Genomic DNA, 17,287 nt, shown 5'->3' on the forward strand with positions numbered 1-17,287 from the left:
TAAGGAACATTAATATTTATGGCAGAAGATTTAGAAAATCAAGAAAACGACAAAATAATAAGGATCGATATTGACGAGCAAATGAAATCAGCTTACATCGATTATTCGATGTCGGTTATCGTATCAAGGGCTCTACCTGATGTACGTGATGGATTAAAACCTGTACACCGCCGAGTGTTATATGGTATGCTCGATCTGGGATTAACAAACAACAAACCATATAAAAAATCTGCACGTATTGTAGGTGAGGTACTGGGTAAGTATCACCCACATGGTGATGCTTCTGTTTACAACACTATGGTAAGGATGGCTCAGGAATGGAGCTTACGTTATTTAATGGTTGAAGGACAGGGTAACTTTGGATCAATCGATGGTGACTTTCCAGCAGCAATGCGTTATACAGAGGCCCGCTTCCAGAAGATTGCAGAGGAAATGCTTGCTGATATCAATAAGGATACTGTAGATTTCCAGTTAAACTTTGATGATTCATTGCAAGAACCAACAGTTCTTCCGTCAAAAGTTCCAAACTTACTGATCAACGGATCATCAGGTATTGCAGTGGGTATGGCTACAAATATGCCTCCTCACAACATTACAGAAGCTATTAATGCAACAATAGCTTACATCGAAAATAACGATATTACTATTCCTGAATTAATGAAGCACATAAAAGCACCTGATTTTCCTACAGGAGCTATTATTTATGGCTACGCAGGTGTTCAGGAAGCTTTTGAAACTGGTAGAGGCCGTATTGTAATGCGCTCTAAAGCAGAAATTGAAACCACAAAGGACCGCGAAACCATTATTGTTACCGAAATACCTTACCAGGTTAATAAGGCAATGATGATCGAGCGTACTGCTGAACTTGTTGGAGAGAAAAAAATTGAAGGTATTTCAAACATTAAGGATGAGTCCAATAAAGACGGTATCCGTATTGTTTACGAAATTAAACGCGATGCCAATGCTTCAATCGTACTAAACAATCTATTCAAGCAAACTGCGCTACAAACTTCATTTAGTGTAAATAACATTGCCCTGGTTAAAGGCAGGCCGCAATTATTAAATCTAAAAGATCTGATTCAATATTTCGTTGAACACCGTCACGAAGTAGTAATCCGCAGAACTAAGTTTGAATTAGCCGAAGCAAAAAAACGTGCTCACATCTTAGAAGGCTTGTTAATTGCACTTGATCATTTAGATGAAGTAATTAACCTGATTCGTAGTTCAGATACCCCTGAAGAAGCGAGAGTAGGCTTAATGGAGAAATTTGGATTAAGTGATATTCAAGCCAGAGCCATCCTTGATATGACACTCCGCAGGTTAACTGGTCTGGAGCGTGATAAAATTAAAGATGAGTACAACGAATTAATGAAAACGATAGAATACCTACAGTCTATTTTAGATGATGAAGGTAAACGTATGCAGATCATCACTGAGGAATTAACCGAAATGAGAGAAAAATACGGTGATGAGCGTAGAACTCAGATCGTACACTCTGCAGAAGACATGAGCATGGAAGACTTCATCGAAGATGAAGATGTAGTAATTACCATTTCTCACGAAGGTTATATCAAACGTACTCCGGCAACAGAATACCGTACACAAGGTAGAGGTGGAAAAGGTTCAAAAGGCAGTGACTCAAGAAATGAAGATTTCATTGAACATATGCTAATTGCATCCAACCACAACTATATGTTATTCTTTACAGAAACAGGTCGTTGTTTCTGGTTAAGAGTATACGAAATTCCTGAAGGATCTAGATTAAGTAAAGGAAGAGCAATCCAGAACATCATTAATATCCCTAAAGAAGAAAAGATTAAGGCCTTTATTAAGGTTAAAAACCTTAAAGATCAGGAGTACCTTGAAAATAATTATATTATCATGTGTACCAAAAAAGGAACAATCAAGAAAACTTCTTTGGAGGCATATTCAAGACCTAGGGTTAATGGTATTAATGCAATCAATATCAATGAAGGTGATCAGTTACTTGAAGCAAGTTTAACCACCGGAACCAGTGAAATTGTTATGGCATTGCGCTCTGGAAGGGCAATTCGCTTTAACGAAGAAAAGGTGAGACCGATGGGTAGAACCGCAACTGGTGTTCGTGGTGTAACCCTTGCTCATGAAAATGATGAAGTAGTTGGCATGATTGCTGTTAATGATCCGGGAGCTACTGTTCTTGTTGTATCAGAAAAAGGTTATGGCAAACGTACCGACATCGAAGATTATCGCGTTACAAATAGGGGTGGTAAGGGAGTTAAAACCATTAACGTTACTGAAAAAACCGGAGCACTTGTTGCGATTAAAAACGTAACTGATGCAGATGATTTAATGATCATCAATAAATCAGGTATCGTTATCAGAATTGTGGTTAGCGAATTAAGAGTAATGGGCAGAGCAACACAGGGTGTTCGTTTAATTAACTTAAAAGGTAACGACGAGATTGCTTCAGTAGCTAGAATTGATCACGATGACGAAGAAGTAGAAGAAACAACTGAAAGCCATATTGTGGTAGACGGTGAAGCTCTTGAAGCTGCTCCTGATGAGGATATTACAGAAGAAACTGGCGAAGAGGAAGCTGGCGACGATGCGGAGGAAGAAACCGAAGATTAAAAATCAAATTGTTGAACATATATTAAATAAAATGAAAAAGATACTTTTTAGTTTATTATTTGTAGGTGTTGCCACACTTGCTAATGCACAAAAGAGTGAAATTGAAGCTGCTAAAAAACAATGGGCACTTTTGTCTTTAAACAAAGACAAAACTTTGGCTGACAATTTAAAAACTCTTAATGAAGGATTGGCACATACAGATAAAGCAATTGCTCATGAGAAATCTAAAGACCTGGTTGAATCTTGGTCGTACAGAGCATTATTTGCTTCAAGAATTGCATTGGTAGATTCATTAGATGCTGCCAATTCATCTGCAAATCAAAAAATTGCTGAAGAAGCGGTAGAAAAAGCAAAAGCATTAGATACTAAAGGCAATGAAAAAGAAAACATTGAAAATGCCAGACTGACTATTCAGGATGCAATGAGAAACAGAGGAATCTACGCTTACCAAAAGAAAGATTTCGCTGGAGCTTTAGCAGCATTTAATGAAGTAACTGCCAAAAACCCTAATGACACAGCCATGTTTATCAACGCTGGTGTTGTGGCTAAAGAAGCAAAAAACTACCCTGAAGTAGTTAGAAACTTTAAAAGAGCTATTGAGCTGAACTACAAAGATTCTAAAATGCTTTATAATGATATCATCAAAACTACTTTTGATGATATAAAGGATAGTGTTGCAGGTTTAACTATATTAAAAGAAGCATCTGCTAAGTATCCTGAGGATCCTTATTTTATAGGTGTTGAAACTGACATTTACTTAAAAAGAGGAGATATTGCTAAATCACAGGAAATGCTTGGTAAATTGGTAGCAAAAGAGCCTAAAAATGCAAACTATCAGTCGTTACTAGGTGATACTTACTATAAACAAGCACTTGCTATACAAACTCAAAGAAATGCTTTAGATCCTAAGAAAACTAAAGAATTTAGTGAGTTGGGTACTAAAATGACTAAATTCATAGATCAGGCAATTCCTTACTATAAAGCAGCACTTGATATAGATCCAAAACATGTAAATACTTTGGAAAACTTAGCTATTATATATGCTTTTAAAAATGACAATGTTAACTACGAAGCAATTAAGAAAAGACTTGCCGAATTAAAATAGGTATATTCAAAAATTTTGAAAGTGAAAAGAGGGATAGATTTATCCCTCTTTTTTTTTAAGTTTGTATTATGAGTAAGATATCTTTTATTGGTACTATATTTTTAGTTGTAACGACTTGGACCCTGGCTTTTTCACAAAAAAGTCAACTTCTAATAGCAAGAAATAGCGTAGGTAAATTGCAAATGGCCATAAACAATAAGCAAGATGCTAATGCACAATTGGGAATAATAGGGGAAGGGATAAAAGCGAGCGAAGCTGCGCAGAATGATAAGAAAACAAAGAAATGGCCTGAAACATGGGCAATTAAAGCATACTTAAGCTCATATGTAGCTATCACAGATCCTAATGAGGGTAATTCCGATAAATATTATGGTTTAGCCATAGAGGCTATAGATTCAGCTAAAAGACTAGATAAATTTCAAACAAATACCCATTTAATAGAGGCATCTATATACAATATTAATATCAAAAAGCAGGAAAAAGCAAATGCAGCTTTCGCAAAGAATGATTTCACAACAGCCTTCAGCTTATTAAAAGAAGTAAGTGATTTTTTTCCAAAAGATACCACTTTAGCTGTTAATACAGCTTTAGCTGCTCAAAATATCAGAGGTTTCGACAATGCGCTCGAATATTTCAAAAGAGCAAAAGAAAACGGAGCAAGAAATCCCGCAATATTTCAGAATCTTGCCAATATATACACTTCAAAATTTGAAACCGACCAAGCAATCAAAACACTTGAAGATGGAATTCGAGTAAATGCCGGAGATGTAAATTTGACTAACAACTACATCAACTTATTACTTGATAACGAAAAATATGTTGAAGCGATAAAAGTTATTGAGAATACACTTAAGACTGACACAGCCAACAAATTACTTTATTTCCTATATGGATACCTATACCAAAATAATTCCGGCTTAGGAACGGCAGAATTGGCTTATAATAAAGCATTAGTTATAGATGAGAATTATTTCGATGCTTTGTACCAATTAGGTGTCGCGTATATACAATCTGCCAATGAAGCCTTAAAATCAACCAGCGCAGATAAAAATCAGAAATTTACATCATTCATTAACAGAGCTGAAGTTGCATTACTACAAGCTCATGAGATCAATCAGAATGATAAACCAACTGTCCAGCTGTTAATAGAAATCTATACGCGTAAGAACAAGCTGGATAAAGTTCAAGAACTTAAATCCAAACTAGAAGAGTTTTAATTCGGATAACATCCCTCACAGGAGAGATGTGTAATTTATTACTTAACATAATATTAATTATGTGACTTATATATAATATTATTTGTAAGTGCGTTCTATCAGTTTTTTTATTATTTTGCAATAAGTGATTTTGCTGATACATAGTTTTAAAAATTGTCAAATTATTGGTATTTGATCTGCTAAATTTGCAATATGTTTGATCGTCCCATTAGAAGTATTCATGATTTCCTGCTTAGCACTTACTTTGCTGACGGCCTGAGAATTACATTCGGTGTTCTTTGTCCTTCTTTAATTTTAGCCCAGTTTGGAATGCTTCAATATGGTATGACTTTATCATTGGGAGCTTTATGTGCTAGCGTTGTCGATTCTCCTGGCCCAATTATACATCGCAGAAATGCCATGTTAATTACCACAGTTTTAATCACATTAATATTTATAATTGTCGGGCTTACCAACAGCAATATTTATTTTACAGGAATTGTTATCGCTGCCTTCAGCTTTGTGTTCTCCATGTTTTTTCTATATGGTTTAAGAGCTGCTTCAATTGGAACCGCTGCATTATTGATCATGGTGTTAAGTATTGATGACATTAGACCCTGGACGGAAGTTCTGTTCTCTGCTTTACTTATTTTCGCTGGTAGCATTTGGTATACGTTGCTCAGCTACTTTTTCTATAGATTAAGGCCATATCGAATTGTTCAGCAAACCCTTAGTGACTCAATCCACTCGGTTAGCGAGTTTTTAAGAGCAAAAGCGAAATTTTATCGTCAAAATACAGATTACGACGATAATTATGCTGATTTACTTCAATTGCAAGTCACCGTACATGAAAAACAAGATGCTGTTAGAGAAGTTCTATTTAAAACTAGAGAAATAGTTAGAGAAACAACTCCCGAAGGCAGGTTCCTCCTATTGGTTTTTGTAGATATGGTCGATCTCTTCGAACAAGTAATGTCTACCTATTACAATTACAAGCAACTTCATGAACAATTTGATGCTTCAGGAATTTTGATACATTACGAATCCGTAATTATAAAAATAGCCGATGAGCTCGATGATATTGCCTTCTCCTTAAAAACAGGAAGCACCCCTAGCCTACCCACTTCGCTAATTGAAGATGTAGGTAAACTAAAAAATGAAATTACTGCACTTGAAGTTAATAATACGGAAAATCAATATAATACGCTTGGTATCATCGCTTTAAAGAATATTGAGGTAAACATAGAAAATATCCTATCTAGAATTAAAACCATCAATGGATATTTCAATAAAAGTGAGAAAAAGAACCTTAAACCACGTAACATTGAGGTTGAAAGATTCATTACAAGACAAAATATCGATTTTAAACTATTACTTGAAAACATAACCTTTAACTCTTCAACTTTCAGGCATTCATTAAGGGTTGCTATAGTAATGCTTATTGGTTTTATTGTCGCAAAATCTTTAAGTTTCTCTCATAGCTACTGGATACTCTTAACCATACTGGTAATCTCTAAACCAGGTTTTAGTTTAGCTAAAAAAAGAAATATAGAGCGTCTGATAGGCACTGTAATTGGTGCTTTCGTTGGTATGGGAATATTGGTCTACATTGACGATAAAAACACCCTCTTTGTGATTTTACTGATATGTATGATTGGCTGTTACAGCTTTCAGCGCAAAAATTACGTAGTAAGTGTACTTTTCATGACACCCTATATATTAGTATTATTTGATTTCCTTGGCCTTGGAGGTCTCTCCCTGGCCCGCGAAAGAATCTACGACACATTAATAGGATCAGGTATCGCAATGCTGGCCAGCTATTCATTGTTTCCAAATTGGGAGTATGAAAAGCTCAAGGAGGCCATGATGGACACGCTAACCGCAAACATAAGATACTTTGAACAGGTTAAGCTGTTTTATTCAGAGCAGGTTACAGATCTAACTAACTATAAGGTAGCCAGAAAAGAAGTTTATGTAACAACAGCAAATCTGGCCTCGCTATTTCAGCGTATGTTTTCTGAGCCAAAAAGCAAGCAAATCATGATGAAGGAGTTACATCAGTTTACTGCCCTAAATCACCTCTTATCCTCTTATATAGCTACATTATCTTTGTATAACAAAGACCACTCCTTTGTTTTTTCAAATTTTGAAGAGCTAAATCCAATCACACAAAACACCATCTATTTGCTAAACTTAGCTTCTGAGAATCTGTTCAAAAATACCGGAGTGGTTAATAACGTTCCATTAATCAGAAGAAATATGAATGTTAACGATGATGAGCAAAGTGATGAGATAATCATTGCAGAGCAGTTTGACATGATCCAAAAGGTAGCGTACGATATCTATAAACTATCAGAAAAAATTAAATTGTAAAACTTTAGTTCTGCCGCTGTTGTTATAATTTCATTGTAAAATGAAAAATATGGAAAAACTGTATACTGCATCTGTAACCGCTAAAGGCGGTCGCGATGGACATATCAAATCTAGTGACGGAATAATAGAATTCGATTTAAGAAAACCAAAAGAGTTAGGCGGACAAGGCGGTGCAACAAATCCGGAGCAACTATTTGCCGCTGCCTGGGGAGCCTGCTATTTAGGCGCACTCGGCTCAATTGCACAACACGATGGCGTTGATACCTCCGAGGCAACTGTAGATGTTCAGGTGTCTTTTAATAAAGATGGAAACGCCTTTGTTTTATCAGCAGATCTGGATGTACATATTCCAGGGATAACTACCGAAGAAGCTCAGCACCTGGCAGAAAAAGCACACAGGGCATGTCCTTATTCTAAAGCTACTAAAGGCAATATTGAAACGAGGGTTACAGCTTTGTAAGGCCTTTTATTACATAAAAAGAGACCCGGGCATTACGTCTGGGTCTCTTTTTATGTAAAATTCTCTAATGATTAAACTGCTGCCTCAGTCTGTTTATCTGCAAGTGTATTCGCAGGTCTTCCATTTTTAAAAGCATCTCTGGTCTTTAAGCCCAACAGTTCAAACATAGCCATATCGTCAACAAACGCCGGGTTTGGTGTAGTCAGTAATTTATCACCGGCAAAAATAGAGCTTGCTCCTGCCATAAAGCAAAATGCTTGCTCCAGTGTGCTCATTTCATTTCTACCTGCCGACAATCGCACTACCGAATTCGGCATTACAATACGTGCTGTAGCAATCATTCTAACCATATCCCAAATTGGAACACGTGGTTGCGATTCTAATGGTGTTCCTTTCACCGGAACCAATGCATTTACCGGAACCGACTCCGGGTGGACAGCCATATTTGCTAAGGTCTGCAGCATAGAAACCCTGTCTTCAACAGTTTCCCCTAGTCCGATAATACCACCACTGCATACTGTTAATTTTGCTTTACGCACGTTCTTTATAGTATTCAGGCGATCATCATAAGTACGGGTCGAGATAATGCGCTTGTAATCATCTTCTGAAGTGTCAATATTATGATTATAGGCATATAAACCTGCGTTAGCAAGTCGTTGGGCCTGATTTTCAGTAAGCATACCTAATGTACAGCAAACCTCCATATCCATATCATTTACGGCCTTCACCATTTCAATTACACGATCAAAGTCACGGTTATCACGTACTTCGCGCCATGCCGCCCCCATGCACAAACGTGATGCACCGCCTTCTTTAGCCTTTACAGCTGCACTTACCACCTGGCTAACCTGCATTAAAGGCTGAACTTCCAAATCAGTATGATAACGTGCTGCCTGCGGGCAATAAGAGCAATCTTCGGCGCAACCACCTGTTTTTATCGAGATCAAAGAACTCACCTGCACTTCTGCATAGTCTTTATTCTCGCGGTGTATTGTTGCTGCTTCGTAAACGAGATCCAAAAATGGCTTATGATATATGGCTGATATTTCTTCTTTTGTCCAGTTGTGTTTTGTTGGTTGCATATAATAATGAATAATAGAATTAAAGTAAAAGCTTGCTTGCTAAACCCAGCAGCAGCAAAAATCCGAAAACATCTGTAAATGTTGTAATAATTATTGAAGAAGCAATGGCCGGATCAATTCCAACCCGCTTTAAAATTAATGGAATACCTGCTCCTGTTATGCCGGCTATTAACAAATTACCTGTCATAGCCAGAAAAATCACCAATCCAAGCATTGGATTAGAATCAAAAAACACGGCAAATAAAAATACAATTAAGCCTGTTACGGCACCGTTAATAAGACCTACGGTAACCTCTTTCAATACTGTTCTGTATGCCTGGTTATCCGTAAGGTCGTATAGTGAAATCCTTCTCACGGTTACAGCAAGTGCCTGAGTAGCTGCATTACCGCCCATTCCGGCAATAATTGTCATGTAAGCAGGCAATACTTCAATTAGCTTAATAGTGGGCTCAAAATGACGGATAACCCCAGAAGCGAGAAACGCCGTTCCTAGATTCAATATCAACCATGGTAAACGCGATTTCACAGCCTCAACCCAGTTACCACTTAGTTCCTCATCTTCCGATACCCCTGATATTTTTAAGATATCCTCAGTATTTTCATCCTCTAAAACATCAATAACATCATCAAACGTTACACGTCCTAGCAATTTCATGTCATTGTCTAAAACCGGAATACTGGTAATGTTGTATTGAGAAATAAGCCGGGCAACCTCTTCCTGATCTGTATCCGGATGTACCCATGCAACCTCAGCTTTAACAAGCTCTGTTATTTTTACATTTCCTTTGGCTTTAATGATGTCCTTTAAAGAAACAATCCCCTGAAAAGTATTTTCATCGTCTATTACATAAACAGTATAAAACTCTTCAATCTCTTCGCTTTGGCGGATAATTTCATCAATAGCGTCCTTTTTGGTCAGGTTTAAATTTATACGGATAAACTCCGTGTTCATCAAACCACCGGCAGTTTCTTCGTGGTAACTTAACAAGTTACGGATGCTCGAGGCATCATCTTCACTCAGATCTCCAAGAATTTCTTTCTGTTCGTGTTCCTCCAGTTGAGATATGATGTCTGTAGCATCATCATAATCCAATTCCTCAACAATCTCTGTCCGCTTATCGGGATGCAACTGAAGCAAAAGTTCTTCAGGATGCGACTCCTCGTGCATCTCTGAGATGACTTCTGAAGCGATTTCTACCGATAAAAGGTTGATAATGCGCTGCTTGTCCTCTTTAGCTAAACTTTCAAATAAGATCGCAATTTCAGACGCGTGATATTCTTCGAGAATAACCTTTAGTTCCTCATCACTACCGCCTAAAGCAGCCTTAATCTTAGATACGTCTGTTTTGTCTAGATCGAAAGATTGCATAAGCCGCTAAGGTAAGAATAATCAGTCCTATTTAAACCATCCTTTACGCCAGAAATATATGATTTGTGCTACTGCAATAAGGCCCATACCAATCATAGTATATAAATATCCATGGGCAGCATACAATTCAGGCATATTTTTAGGCAGTAATTTACCCGTAAGTGGATCCTGTATGGCAAAATTCATTCCGTATATCCCTGCAATAAATGTTAAAGGAATAAAGATGGATGAGATAATAGTAAGTACTTTCATGATCTCATTCATTCTATTACTGATCATTGATAAGTACATATCCAGGTTACTGATAGATATCTCTTTTAAGGACTCTACAACATCAATAATCTGTATGCAATGATCATAAGCATCTTTAATATAGAGCTTCGTTTGATCGCTAACTAAAGGACTATCACTTCTCAGGATATCATTTAACTTATCCCTTTCGGGCCATACCACTCTACGAATTCCAATCAGGTTTCTTTTAATCATCTGAGTATCGAACATCACCGTTTTATCAGGTTTATCAAACAAACGGTCTTCAATAGCATCCAAATCCTCTCCCCATGAACCTAAAATCACGAAATAAGTATCAACTATAATATCCATCAGGGCATACATCAAATAGCTGCTACCAGCTATCCTTATGTTACCTTTTCCGCCTTTTAACCTCGATCTAATAGGTTCGAGGCAATCCTCGTAATTTTCCTGAAGCGTAAATAATGCATTATCTGTAAGTAAAAATGACACCTGAACATTATCCAGATCTTTATTTTCATCAAAATGGAGCATTCTGCTTACCGCATAATCATAACTACCATACTCCTCAAACTTTGGTCGCTGATAAGTACGCGTAATATCTTCTAAGACAAGTTTATTTACATTAAAATCAGTGGATAAGGTTTCAAACATCGCTAACGAATCAAACCCCTTAATTTCAATCCAAAACGTAAAATTCTTATCAGAAACAATTTGAGCTACATTATTTAAGGAACTAAGCTCCTTAACCTCATAATGTTCAGCATTGTATTTATACAACCTAATTACAGGTTTTAAGGCATTTTCATCAATGTATATAACACCAGGACTAGATCCAGCAGCTGGCAGCGAATATTTTTTGTGCTTATGATGTTTACGTTTTGCTTGTTTACTCATACTACATATATGATTTGGATTGTGGTCCCTGGTTAAACAACAAGTCTACAATACTTAAATTTGGCTTAAACCCTTCCCTATCGTCAAAAACTTGAAAATAAGGCTTATATACCGTATTATCATCTACGTTTTTAAAATGTATTTTATTAGTCCTGTAGTCTAATTCAGGAGCAATATCATCAATATATTCAGAAGTAAAATTAAGTTTTACATCCTTTTTTAACTGTTTCAATAACCATTCCAATAGCTCAAGGTTATAATCAAAAAGAAATTCAAATTTATTATGATAAAAACGGGCAAACTCATCCTCGTAAAATTCGAAATAAGCTGAATTGCGATAGCAGCTTTCAAGGCTCTTCCAATGAAGCCTTTGCCAGTTAAAATCATTACTTATTTTAACATCTTTAACCTTTGTATGGACTTTATTACCTCTAATAACAGGCACAATAAGATCCAAACTTCCATTCGGCGAGTATATTCTAGCTCTGTTTCTATAGGTCTGTTTAGGGAAATGCTCTTCCTTTTCAATCAAAAAGTTACCATCAAAGTCTTTTAAACCAGAAAAATAACTGATAGGTGGAAGATAAAAAAGTGGGAATATAGCTGAACTTTGCATCTGATAATTTATGTTTGCATTCTCAATTCGCCAAATTAATGATAAAAAAAAGCTTTTCTTATACAGGAATATTTTTTTTGAACTTTTTGTCTCTGCTCCCAACCTCTTTGTTGTATTTCTTTGCGGCACTACTATACTATCCGCTATATTATATTCTAGGCTACCGTAAAAAAGTTGTTCGCCAGAACCTGGTCAATTCCTTTCCTCAAAAGAGCATTGAAGAGATTATTAAAATTGAGAAAGCGTACTACAGACACTTTACGCGGCTCGTTCTCGAAACAATAAAAATGGCTTCCATTTCTGAATCAGAACTTAAAAAACGTGTTAAGTTTAACAACCTTCAAATAGTAGAACAACACGTTAAAAATGGCCAAAGCATATTAGCGTGTACAGGGCATTACTGCAATTGGGAATGGGGTATGCTGGCGCTCAGTTTAACGCTTTGCCCCCAGAGCTACGTGATTTTTAAGCCAATCAACAATGAACTTTTTGACAGCTGGTTCTATAAAATGAGAACCAGATTTGGCAATCGGTTTATTGCTATGAAACAAACACTTAGAGTATTAGCATCTACCAGGAATGAGCTCACTATGTTTTGTTTTGCCAACGATCAAACACCTGTTGGACACGAAATACAATACTGGCTCCCTTTCCTCAATCAGCGTACACCTGTGTTACTTGGATTAGAAAAAATAGCCTTACAAACCAACAGGCCAGTAATCTATTTCAAAATGAAACATATAAAAAATGGTTATTATGAGGTAGATTGCGAGACAATTTGCAACGACCCAAGTAAAACTACCGAACATCAAATTACCGACATGAGTTTCAATATCCTTGAAAATATGATCAATGAAAACCCCGCCTACTGGTTATGGAGCCATAGGCGATGGAAACACAATAAACACGAAAACGCAGGATAAATGGAACCAAGTGTAGCAGTAGTGATCTTGAATTGGAATGGGCAGGCTTTGCTTCAGCAATTTTTACCCGGTGTAATTCAATCTAAGTACGGTAATTTACAATTAATAGTTGGCGACAATGCTTCTACTGATAATTCAGTTGAGTTTGTTCGTACCAACTACCCTAATATCAGGATCATACAAAACGACGCCAATTACGGATTTGCAGAAGGATACCGTAAAATACTAGAGCAGGTAGATGCCGAATATTACGTGCTTTTAAATTCAGATGTAGAAGTTCCAGAAAACTGGATACAGCCAGTTATAGATATGATGCAAACGGACAGTAGTATTGCCGTTGCCCAGCCTAAAATAAAATGGCAAAAAAACAGAAAAGAGTTTGAATATGCCGGTGCAGCCGGAGGTTACCTTGATCTTCACGGATTTCCATTCTGCAGAGGCAGACTCTTTGAGACAGTTGAATCAGACTTTGGTCAGTACAACGATTCAAGTGAGATATTCTGGGCCAGTGGAGCTGCCCTCTTTATAAAAAGCAAGCAATGGAAAGAAGTTGGCGGTCTGGACCCTGATTTCTTTGCCCACATGGAAGAAATTGACCTCTGCTGGCGCTTAAAAAACCTCGGTTACAAGGTGGTTTACTGTGCCGATGCAGAAGTATACCATGTTGGTGGTGGGACTTTAAGCGCAAATAATCCTTATAAAACCTATTTAAACTTCAGAAATAACCTGATTATACTTCAAAAGAACCTGCCAATAGGCGATGCGTATTCAAGGATATTTATTAGAATGTGTATAGATTTTGTAGCCTGGATCCATTTTTTGCTACAAGGAAAAACAGATTTTGCTTTTGCCATTAACAAAGCCCATTTTCATTTCCTTAAAAGCCTATCAGCCAACGCAAAGAAAAGAACAGCTAAACAGATCAGCTTTCAAAAACACGTTGGTCAGTATCCATCAAGTATTGTGTATGCCTATTTTATACAGAAAATCAGGTTTTTTAGTCAGCTAAAAATTTAAACGATAATCACAGATTGCTTAAAACTGCCGTCATCCCGAGGAATCGAGGGATCTCTTGGCCATGCTAATTTGCTCGCAACTACTTACTGATCAAGAGATTTCTCCTATCGTCGAAATGACGGTGTGTGTAACAGCATGGCGGAATGTTGTGCAATAACATCAACATCAACCCTTTTTCTACACCAATATCAATCCTTTTTCTCAGGAACAAACGATATTGCCCCTTCCCTGCTTGCTACACTCACAATTGCTTTGTAAATATAATCGCAAACCAGTTTTTCACCGGCTATATTGATATGAGCAATATCATCCTCCGGCGTATGGTACTGAGGATGCCCTCCAGTATGAAAACCTAATACTGAAATGTTCTTTTTATAAAATGATACATGATCCGAGCCACCAACATCATAAGCAATTACAATCGGGTTAATTCCCACCTGTGGGCCCAGACTTTTCATTAAATCCATACCACCATCAAAAGAAGCTGCACCACCCATATATAATTGCTTTTCAGCATTCATTCTGCCCACCATATCCATATTCAGCATCAGCTTAATCGCGGATAAAGGAATCAATGGATGCTCAACAAAATATTTGGATCCCAATAAACCTTGCTCCTCGGCACCAAAAGCAATTATAAGCACACTGCGTTTTAAATCTTTTCTGTTGGCCGACAATTTCTCTGCAATTTCCAGTAATGCAGCCGTACCACTCGCATTATCGTCGGCACCAAGGTGTATACCAACAGTATCCGGCTTTTTAGACGAAGGTCCACCCATTCCCAAATGATCATAATGTGCGCCAAGCACAATAAATTCATGCTTTAAAACCGGATCACTACCTTCAATAAAACCCACAACATTCTGGGTTTTAACTCTTGGGGTATCTGTCACCCCTTTTTTCACCCGTATTTTAGCAATAAATTCCTGAACATAACTACCATTAACAGGCTTAATACCAGCCTTTTTAAAGTCTTTAATCAGATAACTTACAACCTTTTTGTTTTCTTTAGTTCCAGGGAAACGGCCAGCCATTTTTGGCGAAGCAAGAAATGAGATATGACCCAGGATCTCTTTTTCAGTAACATCAGTTTGTGCAACAGCGCCAAAACCTATAGCCGAACAAACGGCCATCAATAAACAAATTTTAATCTGCATGCTTTCTAGCCCTTTAACAGACTTTCAATTGCCAGTCTGTAACCATCCATCCCAAATCCCGTTAATACGCCTCTACAGTTCTTACCTGTAAGTGAAACATGTCTGTACTCCTCTCTTGCATAAATATTAGAGATATGAACTTCAATTACAGGCGTTTTAATAGCTGCAATTGCATCAGCAATAGCTACAGAAGTATGCGTATAAGCGCCACCATTAAGTACAATACCATCATAATCAAACCCAACCTCATGCAGTTTATTTACAAGCTCACCCTCAACATTACTCTGATAATAATCAATCTCAATGATGCTATACATTTCACGCAATTGCGGAATATATTGATCAAAGCTTAAATTTCCATAAATACCAGGCTCCCTAACCCCTAAAAGGTTTAAATTTGGGCCGTTAATAATTTGTATCTTCATCAGTTCAAACTTAAAGCTAAAAACTTACATCAGAAAATTTTTGTGTGATTAATAACCCCTATTTAAAATCGTTTAAAGACTATCTAAAACTGGAGCGCTCGCTGTCCGGCAACTCTATTGATGCCTATCTTACCGATATCGATAAGTTGTTCCAGTACTTCGACTCTATAAATAAACACACTAATTTAAAGGATGTTACAAGTAACGACTTAAAGTTATTTATCACATGGATAAATGAACTCGGAATGCTCCCAAGCACACAAGCCAGAGTAATATCAGGCCTAAAGTCGTTCTTTAGTTTCCTGTTATTGGAGCAGATCATTACTATAGATCCTACAGCCCTGTTAGAATCACCCAGGTTATCACGTAAGCTACCTGATACGCTCAACATTATCGAAATCAACCAATTAATTGAGGCCATAGATGCATCCAAACCAGATGGGATGCGAAACAAAGCAATCCTTGAAGTACTCTACGGATGCGGACTAAGGGTTACAGAACTTATCAGTTTAAGAATATCCAATATACATTACGAAAGCGAGTACATAAAGGTAATTGGAAAAGGAAATAAAGAGCGTATAGTGCCAATTGGGGCCAGTGCCTTAAAATTCATTAAAATCTATATAGAAGAATCCAGGGTACATATTAGCATTAAGAAAGGATTTGAAGACTACATCTTTCTAAATCGTGGCGGAACCGGTTTATCAAGAATCTCCGTTTTTACCATGATCAAAGCTTTAGCTTTAAAGGCGGGAATAAAAAAGAGCATCAGTCCGCATACCTTCAGGCATTCATTTGCTACCCATTTAATAGAAGGCGGTGCCGATTTAAGAGCGGTGCAGGAAATGCTGGGTCATTCAAGCATTACTACCACCGAAATCTATACACATCTGGATAGAGATTATCTAAAAGGAATCATTACGGAGTTTCATCCCCGAAGCTAAAACCATCCTGTCTTTGCCCTGCATATCTTTTCTTAACTCTATGTTTATAAATGATTTATCATACAACATTTGTACTGTCTCTTTACCTAAATATTCATTAATCTCGAAACACAAAAGACCATTCTCATTCAAATTACGAAGTGCAAATTCTGCAATTGCCTCATAAAATATCAAAGGCTCTTCATTAGATACAAACAGGGCTAAATGAGGCTCGTTTTCCAATACATTTTTATGCATAGCCTTTTGCTCTTCCATTGTAATGTAAGGTGGGTTACTCACTATCACATCGTACATTTCAGTACTTTTATAGCTCAGAATATCCGCATGAATAAAGTTAATTTCAGCATTATTTAGCTGCGCATTCTCGCTGGCAATTGCCAAAGCACTTTCTGAAACATCAATAGCACTTACTTTAAAGTTATCCAGGTTCTTTTTCAGTGAAATGGCGATACAACCGCTCCCGGTACCAATATCCAAAATACTACCATTCTTAAGCGTTTTAGACTGATCTGAACCACATCTTTCTATAACCCAATCAACCAGCTCTTCTGTTTCCGGTCGCGGAATCAATACAGCGCCACTAACTTTAAAAGTTAAACCATAAAAAACAGTATCCCCAATAACATATTGCAAAGGCTCACCGGTTTTCAATCTGCTCAATGCCAGTAAATACTCATTATACTTAACATCCTCTATTTCAGCATCTGCATTTAGCATCAATTGGCTCCTATTGAAACCAGAAATATGCTCCACAGTAATATTGAAAATAGAAATTATTTCCTGTTCATCGTAAATGGCTATTAACTCATTCGTAAAATGATGCAATAATTGCTTTAAATTCATGCTATGCAAAAGTAA

General features: G+C 37.0%; 15 protein-coding genes. 8 read left to right on the top strand and 7 right to left on the bottom strand.

Annotated elements, in window-relative coordinates; genetic code table 11:
• Nucleotides 1–18: 18 nt before the first annotated feature.
• The 5 genes from gyrA (at nucleotide 19) to HQN86_RS21700 (ending at nucleotide 7,747) form a co-directional block, all read left to right on the top strand.
• Nucleotides 19–2,613: a DNA gyrase subunit A gene (gene gyrA, locus HQN86_RS21680; RefSeq protein WP_172662966.1), complete on the top strand. Its 2,595-nt coding sequence runs from the start codon at nucleotides 19–21 to the stop codon at nucleotides 2,611–2,613.
• A 31-nt stretch (nucleotides 2,614–2,644) separates the two neighbouring features.
• The gene (locus tag HQN86_RS21685) at nucleotides 2,645–3,718 is read left to right on the top strand and encodes a tetratricopeptide repeat protein (protein WP_172662967.1); all 1,074 of its coding nucleotides are present in this window, start codon (nucleotides 2,645–2,647) and stop codon (nucleotides 3,716–3,718) included.
• 68 nt (nucleotides 3,719–3,786) lie between these two features.
• On the top strand, nucleotides 3,787–4,935 hold the full coding sequence (locus HQN86_RS21690; protein ID WP_172662968.1) for a tetratricopeptide repeat protein: 1,149 nt from the start codon (nucleotides 3,787–3,789) through the stop codon (nucleotides 4,933–4,935).
• A 192-nt stretch (nucleotides 4,936–5,127) separates the two neighbouring features.
• Nucleotides 5,128–7,287 (top strand): FUSC family protein, encoded by a 2,160-nt coding sequence (locus tag HQN86_RS21695; protein WP_172662969.1) that lies wholly within the window; start codon nucleotides 5,128–5,130, stop codon nucleotides 7,285–7,287.
• Between the two features lie 49 nt (nucleotides 7,288–7,336).
• Complete coding sequence (locus tag HQN86_RS21700; RefSeq protein WP_172662970.1) at nucleotides 7,337–7,747, top strand: organic hydroperoxide resistance protein; 411 nt, start codon at nucleotides 7,337–7,339, stop codon at nucleotides 7,745–7,747.
• Nucleotides 7,748–7,818: 71 nt separating this feature from the next.
• On the opposite strand, the gene bioB is transcribed toward HQN86_RS21700, so the two are convergent.
• From bioB to HQN86_RS21720, 4 genes are read right to left on the bottom strand one after another with little or no spacing between them, the layout of a single operon-like run.
• Nucleotides 7,819–8,829 (bottom strand): biotin synthase BioB, encoded by a 1,011-nt coding sequence (gene bioB, locus HQN86_RS21705; protein WP_172662971.1) that lies wholly within the window; start codon nucleotides 8,827–8,829, stop codon nucleotides 7,819–7,821.
• Nucleotides 8,830–8,848: 19 nt separating this feature from the next.
• Nucleotides 8,849–10,198 carry a magnesium transporter gene (gene mgtE, locus HQN86_RS21710; protein ID WP_172662972.1) on the bottom strand — a complete coding sequence of 450 codons (1,350 nt, stop codon included), beginning with the start codon at nucleotides 10,196–10,198 and terminating at the stop codon, nucleotides 8,849–8,851.
• Nucleotides 10,199–10,225: 27 nt separating this feature from the next.
• Nucleotides 10,226–11,347 carry a magnesium/cobalt transporter CorA gene (gene corA / locus HQN86_RS21715; RefSeq protein WP_172662973.1) on the bottom strand — a complete coding sequence of 374 codons (1,122 nt, stop codon included), beginning with the start codon at nucleotides 11,345–11,347 and terminating at the stop codon, nucleotides 10,226–10,228.
• A 1-nt stretch (nucleotide 11,348) separates the two neighbouring features.
• Nucleotides 11,349–11,963 carry a WbqC family protein gene (locus HQN86_RS21720; RefSeq protein ID WP_172662974.1) on the bottom strand — a complete coding sequence of 205 codons (615 nt, stop codon included), beginning with the start codon at nucleotides 11,961–11,963 and terminating at the stop codon, nucleotides 11,349–11,351.
• 38 nt (nucleotides 11,964–12,001) lie between these two features.
• On the opposite strand from HQN86_RS21720, the gene HQN86_RS21725 reads away from it, so the two are divergent.
• Together HQN86_RS21725 and HQN86_RS21730 are read left to right on the top strand one after the other, a co-directional pair.
• Nucleotides 12,002–12,886 (top strand): lysophospholipid acyltransferase family protein, encoded by an 885-nt coding sequence (locus HQN86_RS21725; protein ID WP_172662975.1) that lies wholly within the window; start codon nucleotides 12,002–12,004, stop codon nucleotides 12,884–12,886.
• The gene (locus HQN86_RS21730; RefSeq protein ID WP_172662976.1) at nucleotides 12,887–13,903 is read left to right on the top strand and encodes a glycosyltransferase family 2 protein; all 1,017 of its coding nucleotides are present in this window, start codon (nucleotides 12,887–12,889) and stop codon (nucleotides 13,901–13,903) included.
• A 188-nt stretch (nucleotides 13,904–14,091) separates the two neighbouring features.
• Here HQN86_RS21730 and HQN86_RS21735 read toward each other — a convergent pair whose 3' ends face one another.
• Both HQN86_RS21735 and aroQ read right to left on the bottom strand, forming a co-directional pair.
• A complete protein-coding gene (locus HQN86_RS21735; protein ID WP_172662977.1) occupies nucleotides 14,092–15,060 on the bottom strand; it encodes a M20/M25/M40 family metallo-hydrolase in 969 nt (322 codons plus the stop codon).
• Between the two features lie 5 nt (nucleotides 15,061–15,065).
• Nucleotides 15,066–15,485, bottom strand: a complete 420-nt coding sequence (gene aroQ, locus HQN86_RS21740; protein ID WP_172662978.1) for a type II 3-dehydroquinate dehydratase — start codon at nucleotides 15,483–15,485, stop codon at nucleotides 15,066–15,068.
• A 44-nt stretch (nucleotides 15,486–15,529) separates the two neighbouring features.
• Between aroQ and xerD the strand changes: the two genes are divergently transcribed.
• Nucleotides 15,530–16,429 (top strand): site-specific tyrosine recombinase XerD, encoded by a 900-nt coding sequence (xerD, locus tag HQN86_RS21745; RefSeq protein WP_172662979.1) that lies wholly within the window; start codon nucleotides 15,530–15,532, stop codon nucleotides 16,427–16,429.
• On the opposite strand, the gene prmC is transcribed toward xerD, so the two are convergent.
• Nucleotides 16,391–17,272, bottom strand: coding sequence for a peptide chain release factor N(5)-glutamine methyltransferase (prmC, locus tag HQN86_RS21750; protein ID WP_172662980.1), 882 nt, complete (start codon nucleotides 17,270–17,272; stop codon nucleotides 16,391–16,393). The genes xerD and prmC overlap by 39 nt on opposite strands.
• Nucleotides 17,273–17,287 lie beyond the last annotated feature (15 nt).

The organism is Pedobacter panaciterrae (assembly GCF_013204795.1).
GTDB lineage: Bacteria > Bacteroidota > Bacteroidia > Sphingobacteriales > Sphingobacteriaceae > Pedobacter > Pedobacter panaciterrae.

Excerpts from the sequence above, each read along its gene's own strand:
- prmC (WP_172662980.1), bottom strand. The coding sequence starts at position 17,272 with ATGAATTTAAAGCAATTATTGCATCATTTTACGAATGAGTTAATAGCC.
- bioB (WP_172662971.1), bottom strand. The coding sequence starts at position 8,829 with ATGCAACCAACAAAACACAACTGGACAAAAGAAGAAATATCAGCCATA.
- HQN86_RS21690 (WP_172662968.1), top strand. The coding sequence starts at position 3,787 with ATGAGTAAGATATCTTTTATTGGTACTATATTTTTAGTTGTAACGACT.
- gyrA (WP_172662966.1), top strand. The coding sequence starts at position 19 with ATGGCAGAAGATTTAGAAAATCAAGAAAACGACAAAATAATAAGGATC.
- aroQ (WP_172662978.1), bottom strand. The coding sequence starts at position 15,485 with ATGAAGATACAAATTATTAACGGCCCAAATTTAAACCTTTTAGGGGTT.
- mgtE (WP_172662972.1), bottom strand. The coding sequence starts at position 10,198 with ATGCAATCTTTCGATCTAGACAAAACAGACGTATCTAAGATTAAGGCT.
- HQN86_RS21685 (WP_172662967.1), top strand. The coding sequence starts at position 2,645 with ATGAAAAAGATACTTTTTAGTTTATTATTTGTAGGTGTTGCCACACTT.
- corA (WP_172662973.1), bottom strand. The coding sequence starts at position 11,347 with ATGAGTAAACAAGCAAAACGTAAACATCATAAGCACAAAAAATATTCG.
- HQN86_RS21730 (WP_172662976.1), top strand. The coding sequence starts at position 12,887 with ATGGAACCAAGTGTAGCAGTAGTGATCTTGAATTGGAATGGGCAGGCT.
- HQN86_RS21720 (WP_172662974.1), bottom strand. The coding sequence starts at position 11,963 with ATGCAAAGTTCAGCTATATTCCCACTTTTTTATCTTCCACCTATCAGT.
- HQN86_RS21700 (WP_172662970.1), top strand. The coding sequence starts at position 7,337 with ATGGAAAAACTGTATACTGCATCTGTAACCGCTAAAGGCGGTCGCGAT.
- HQN86_RS21695 (WP_172662969.1), top strand. The coding sequence starts at position 5,128 with ATGTTTGATCGTCCCATTAGAAGTATTCATGATTTCCTGCTTAGCACT.
- HQN86_RS21725 (WP_172662975.1), top strand. The coding sequence starts at position 12,002 with ATGATAAAAAAAAGCTTTTCTTATACAGGAATATTTTTTTTGAACTTT.
- HQN86_RS21735 (WP_172662977.1), bottom strand. The coding sequence starts at position 15,060 with ATGCAGATTAAAATTTGTTTATTGATGGCCGTTTGTTCGGCTATAGGT.